The organism is Acrocarpospora phusangensis (assembly GCF_016862995.1).
Lineage (GTDB): Bacteria > Actinomycetota > Actinomycetes > Streptosporangiales > Streptosporangiaceae > Acrocarpospora > Acrocarpospora phusangensis.
Genome location: NZ_BOOA01000165.1, coordinates 1 through 6,123, shown reverse-complemented (window position 1 = coordinate 6,123; position 6,123 = coordinate 1). Strand labels below are relative to the sequence as shown.

The window sequence follows — 6,123 nt, the reverse complement described above, 5'->3', positions numbered from 1 at the left end:
GCTCGGCGGTGAGGGACGGACGGCCGAGATAGCCGTCGGCGACGCCGAGGCCGCCGATGAGGAGTTCGCCCTCCTCGGCGGGGTTGAGCTGCTCGTCCACCACGTGGACCTGCGTGTTGCCGATGGGCGTGCCGATGCTGACGGCGGCGGTGCCCCGGGGGACCTCCCAGGAGGTGGACCAGATGGTGGTCTCGGTGGGGCCGTACACGTTGACGAGGCGGGCGCAGCGGTCGGCGAGGCTTCTGGCGAGGGCGACCGGGAGGGCTTCGCCGCCGACCAGCCCGGTGACGCTCGCGGCGAAGCCGGCGTCGAGGAGGACCCGCCAGCCGGAGGGAGTGGCCTGGACGTGGGTGACGCCCTGCCGCGTGATCAGTTCGCGGAGCCTGCCGCCGTCCCTGGCGGTCTCGGCGTCGGCGACGACCATGCGGCCGCCGGTGATCAGCGGCAGGTAGAGCTCCAGCCCGGAGATGTCGAAGGAGAGGGAGGTCAGGGCGAGCCAGACGTCGCCGGAGTCCGCCGCCAGGATGTCGCGCATCGACCAGAGGAAGTTGAGCAGCGCGCCGTGCGGGACGACGACGCCCTTGGGCTTCCCGGTCGACCCCGAGGTGTACAGCACATACGCCCGATCACCCCTTTTAAGGGGATATTTCGGGATTTGGGGGGCTGGGGTGGGCTCGTCGAGGGCGAAGACCGGGCCCGTGAACGGGGGCAGGCTGTCGCGCAGGTGGCTCAGGGTCAGCACGGCGCGCGCGCCCGAGTCGCCGAGCACCATCGCGATCCTGGCCTCGGGATACCCGGGGTCCAGCGGCAGGTACGCCGCGCCCGCCTTCAGCACGCCGAGCAGCCCGGCCGGCATGTCCGCGGAACGGTCCGCGTAGAGCGCGACCAGGTCCCCGCGCCCGATCCCGGCAGCCCGCAGCCGCGCCGCCACCGCCTCGGCCGCCTGGTTCAGCTCGCCGTACGTCAGGGTGCGGGCGCCCGCCACCACGGCGATCCTGCCGGGCCCTTCGGCCACCTGATCCTCGAACAGGTCGACGATCGTCGGAGCGTCCGGCAGGGGCAGCTCGGCGCGGGTGTGAACGCCGGTCGTCTCGGTCATCGTTCGCTTCTCCCAAGCCGGAGGTCAGGCAACCAGATGGCAGGCATCAGAAAAGGCCGCACCGCCATGAGGGGGAGCGTGCAATTCGTGGGAGCGTTCCCACGGTTTCTGAGGCTAGATTTCCCGGGTGATTGCGTCAATAGATCGTCCATATTTCAGAAGGATTCATCGAAAATAAGGTCTTCATCTGGGGATATTTAATCCGCTCCGAATTGGCCCTTGACGGATCCGGGGCGGCTTCTTCTCCACCGATTTGGGAGCGCTCCCAAGATTTTCTCCCGTGCGTAGAATCGCCGTACGACGCGACCGAGAGGAGCCCGGGATGCCCCTGCCCGAGCAGGCCGACAAACGACGCGAGCTGGTGGCCAGACTGCTCGCCCAGAAGGCCACTCCGCAGGGCGTGACCCCCCTCCCACGGGACGGCTCCCCGCTGGCGTGCTCCCACGAGCAGCGCCGGATCTGGCTGGCCCAGCAGTCCGACCCGACCGCCGCGCCCAACGTCACCCTCGGCGTGCGGCTCACCGGGGCGCTCGACCTGGCCCGCCTGGCGGACGCCTGCACCGCGCTGATCGCCCGGCACGAGGCGCTGCACACGGTCTACACGCCGGCGGACGGCGAGCCGTACCAGGAGATCAGGCCGGGGTTGCCGGCGCCGTTCGAGTTCATCGACCTCAGCGGGCTGCCCGAGCCAGAACGGGAGGCCACCGCGCTCGGCCTGGCCAGGACCGCCAGCGCGGAGCGGTTCGCGGTCACCTCGGGGCCGATCCTGCGGCTGACCGTCTACCGGATCTCGGCGTGGGAGCACCGGCTGTTCCTGGTCTGCCACCACATCGCCGCCGACGGCGGCTCCCTCGCGATCATGGCCGACGACCTGGCCTCCCTCTACTCCGGCGCGCGCCCGTCCGCGCCTCCCGTCCAGTACGCCGACTACGCGGCCTGGTCCGCCGAGCGCAGCGCCCGGCGGCTGCCGGAGCGGTTGCCGTACTGGACGGAACGGCTGAGCGGGCTGCCCGCGCCCCTGTTCGGCGGCAGACCCGCCGAGAGCGGGGTCCGTTCCGGGGCCACCGCGATGGTGCGGGTGGACCGCGAGGCCGTGGACCGCCTGCGCCGCGCCGCCGACGGCCCCGCCACGCCGTTCGTCTGCCTCTGCGCCGCGTACGTCGTGCTGCTCCAGCGCATGACCGGCCATCGTGACGTGACCGTGGGGATCGTGTCCGCCTCGCGTACCCGGCGCGAGCTGGAGTCCGTCGTGGGCACCTTCGTGAACATGGTCCCGCTGCGGGTCGCCCAGCCGGCGGGGCAGACCTTCGCCGGCCTGCTCACCCGGGTCAGGGAGGCGGCGGCGGGCGCGCTGGCCAACGAGATCCCGTTCGACACGCTCGTCTCCAGGGCGGGCATCCCGCGCATCCCGGGCGTGCATCCGGTCTTCCAGGCGTCCTTCGTCCACCGGGAGGACCCGAAGCCGCCGGCCGACTGGGACGGGCTCACCGCGCAGGTCTGGGACCACGAGGTGGACGACGCCACCCTCGACCTGGCGCTGACCGCCACACCCCGGGGCGAGCAGTACGAACTCGCCTTCACCGGGCGGCTGGCCCGCTTCTCCCCCGCCGAGGTGCACGCCCTGCCGGCGACCTTCGCCGCCCTCCTGGCCGAACTGGGGGGAGCCGGGTAATCGGCCCGGATCGGGTAAGCGCGGATCGGGTACGCGCGGATCGGGTACGCGCGGATCGGGTACGCGCGGATCGGGTACGCGCGGATCACGTGATCGCGGGCCGGGTGATCGGCGCGGATCCCGCCCGCCGTTCCGTGCGCACACCCACACCGCCGTCTCCCAGTACGCGTCTCGACCGGAACCGCTGCGGGCATTCGATCACGGCGACCCCCGTCCGCAACACCCGCGTCTCAAAACGGGACAACTCGACCTGTTACCAATGACACAATTGCGCCGCGATTGTCCTGTTAACAGGAACTTCACGTTTAGTTCGGGTGACCTGCAAAGGGCGTCGCCGCCATATCGGCTGATCAGCGCGCCGCCCCCGCGAGCTTCGGGCGGGATCACACGAATTCGCCCCATCTGCCTAGTCAAAGCCTGATATTTCAGCGTTTGTCGTGGAATGCGACCGTCCCTTCTAGTCCAGAGCGACCCTGTCGACGTCCAGGAATCCCCCGCTGGCCGGGGTCGCGGGACAGAAGGAGGACTCGTGCAGCGAGTCTCGGCACGTCGACGGATCACCGCGCCGCTCACCGCCTTATGCGCCGCCCTCGCCCTCACCGCCACCCTCACCGCCACCCTCACCACCGTCCTGACCGGCCCCGCGTCGGCCACCCCGCCGGGCATCCCGTCCGCGGCCACCGCCGCCTCGCAGCTGGCCTCCCTCACGGTCGCGGCCGAGGCCAACGCGGGCAGCTACAACCGCGACCTGTTCCCGCACTGGATCACGATCTCCGGCTCCTGCGACACCCGCGAGACCGTGCTCAAGCGCGACGGCAGCGGCGTGGTCACCAACTCCAGCTGCGCGGCCACCTCCGGCAGCTGGTTCAGCCCGTACGACGGCGCCACCTGGACGCTCGCCTCGGACGTCGACATCGACCACATGGTCCCGCTCTCCGAGGCCTGGAAGTCCGGCGCCAACTCCTGGACCACGGCCAGGCGCCAGCAGTTCGCCAACGACCTGTCCAGCCCGCAACTCTGGGCCGTGACCGACAACGTCAACCAGTCCAAGGGCGACAAGGACCCGGCCGCCTGGAAGCCCTCCCGCACCAGCTTCCACTGCACGTACGCCCGGGCGTGGATCGCCGTGAAGTACAAGTATTCCCTCAAGCTCCAGAGCGCCGAGAAGTCGGCCCTCAACACCATGCTCGGCACCTGCTGACCGACCGCTGAGACGGAGGGGCTGCCGCCGGTCGAAGCGACGGCAGCCCCGGCCGACGTGGCCGACCCTCCGCGAATCCCAACGTAAATCCCACCACGCTTCGTGCTCAGTTGAGTACAGGGCTACTCACGCCATCCGCCCGTAATCGCTGGATCGTTGCACATATGCTGACCAGTCCCTTACGGGCAGCGCTCGCGTTACTCCTGGTCATCGCGGGCCTGACCATCCTTCCCGCACCGGTGAGAGCGGCCGACACGCAGCCGCTCACCGTGCGCATCCTCCTGGTTAACTGCATCGATCCCTGTCGCAACGAAGGGCTCGAAGCCGCCGGAGAGAGCGCACCAGACTTCTACGGCGAGATCATCTTCGCCGGATTCCCCGCGCACATCACCCCGAGGGCACCCGAGGACCAGGTACAGGTCGCCCCGTTCTGGGAGCTCAAGCGGGACATCCCCACGACTGTGGTCGAACAGGACATCTCCATCGGGATCTGGGATCACGACTCGACCGGTGGAAACGACCTGGGCGACGCCACACCGCGGGACGGCGACGCGTACGCGCACGTGAAAGTGAACATGATCAACGGCAAGGTCACCGGCGACCTCACCTCCTCGACCGGCTGCGTGGCCGGCCACGGGGAGCCGGGCGGCGGGATCTTCGGGGCCGACCCGAAGCCGGCCGTCCAGGTCTGCTTCGAGATCACCCCTGCCGCCGCGGCCGACTCCGACGGCGACGGCTTCACCGACTACGAGGAGTACCGCGGCCGGGACTTCAACAACGACAACGTGGTCGACATGACGCTGCCGGACGCCGATCCCACCCGCCGGGACGTCTACGTCGAGATCGACTACATGCAGGGCCGCAAGCCGCAGCCCGGGGTGCTGTCGACGGTCGAGGGCGTCTTCGACGACGCCCTGGTCACCAACCAGCAGACGGGTGTCGACGGGCTCGCCCTGCATCTGCTGGAGGACGAACAGGTCCCGTTCGCGACCACGACCTCCTTCATCAACGTGCTGCCCGGTTCCCCCGCCGACGACTTCGACAACATCAAGCTGGGCAACCCGGAGAAACCGTGCGGCACCACCGGGACCGGGCGGTTCGGCACCGCGGCGGACCGGGCCAGCCCGGTCTGCGCGGACATCCTCAACTTCAAGCGCCAGCGCTTCCGGTACGGCCTGTTCATCAACGGCCTGACCGGCGCGGGCACCTCATCGGGCCGGGCCGAACTGCACGACCGGGGCGGCAACGACTTCGTGGTCTCGCTCGGACTGTGGACCCCCGCGATGCTGACCAACGTGGGCGGGCTGAAGGCCGCCGAGGAGGCCACCCTGCTACACGAACTCGGCCACACCTTCGGCCTCGGCCACGGCGGCCGGCGCGACAACGGCACCGTGGACCTGCTCAACTGCAAGCCGAACTACCAGAGCGTGATGAGCTACTCCTGGCAGTTCGCCGGCATCGACTCCGGGCGCCCGCTGGACTACCAGCGCTTCGGCAAGGCGAACCTGGTGGAGAACGACCTCGACGAGATCGTCGACCCGGGGCTGGCCGGGGTGGCCCGTCCGGTCATCTACGGCGTGGGCGGCGTCACCACCAATGGCCCGGCTGACGATCCGATCGACTGGACCGGGGACGGCCCGCCGTTCTCGGCCAGCGCCCAGGCCAACATCAACCACCTGCCGAACATCGGCAACGACTGCGTCAACACCTCCAACACCGAGACCCTGCTCAGCAGGCCGGACTGGGACCGCCTCCAGTACAACTTCACCAACAGCCCGCACTGGTCGGACGGCAACCGCGGCGACATGCCGGTCGAACTGACCGGCGAGGAAGCGCTCCGGGCCACCTCGGCCGACCTGACCGCGGCGCTGACGGCGGACAGGACGGACGCCGCCGGCGGAGACACGGTCACCGTGACGGCGACCATCGGCAACAAGGGCGGGAGCGGCTCGACGGAGACCTCGGTCACGTTCACTCCGCCGGTGGGCGACCCCGTCACCCGGACGATCCCCGACCTGGCCCCCGGCGGGTCGCGGACCGAGACCTTCACGTACGTGGTGCCCTGCACGGCGGCCGACGGCGGCACGCTCACCGCGACCGTCAAGGTCACCGGCAAGAACGCCGGAGGTGTGGCGGAGCCGGCGGAGACCC

General features: G+C 70.0%; 4 protein-coding genes. 3 read left to right on the top strand and 1 reads right to left on the bottom strand.

The features are described from left to right. Positions 1–1,099: AMP-binding protein (locus Aph01nite_RS40535; RefSeq protein WP_204046409.1), on the bottom strand; the 1,099-nt coding region annotated here is incomplete at its 3' end. 322 nt (positions 1,100–1,421) lie between these two features. On the opposite strand from Aph01nite_RS40535, the gene Aph01nite_RS40530 reads away from it, so the two are divergent. From Aph01nite_RS40530 to Aph01nite_RS40520, 3 genes are all read left to right on the top strand, one after another. Next, positions 1,422–2,771, top strand: a complete 1,350-nt coding sequence (locus tag Aph01nite_RS40530; RefSeq protein ID WP_204046408.1) for a condensation domain-containing protein — start codon at positions 1,422–1,424, stop codon at positions 2,769–2,771. Positions 2,772–3,300: 529 nt separating this feature from the next. Continuing rightward, positions 3,301–3,972: an HNH endonuclease family protein gene (locus Aph01nite_RS42395; protein ID WP_275419371.1), complete on the top strand. Its 672-nt coding sequence runs from the start codon at positions 3,301–3,303 to the stop codon at positions 3,970–3,972. 164 nt (positions 3,973–4,136) lie between these two features. Beyond that, the coding region (locus tag Aph01nite_RS40520; RefSeq protein ID WP_204046406.1) for a CARDB domain-containing protein at positions 4,137–6,123 on the top strand (1,987 nt) is incomplete at its 3' end.

Bases quoted from the DNA above. Each gene is read 5' to 3' on its own strand.
- Aph01nite_RS40530 (WP_204046408.1), top strand. From the start codon at position 1,422: ATGCCCCTGCCCGAGCAGGCCGACAAACGACGCGAGCTGGTGGCCAGA.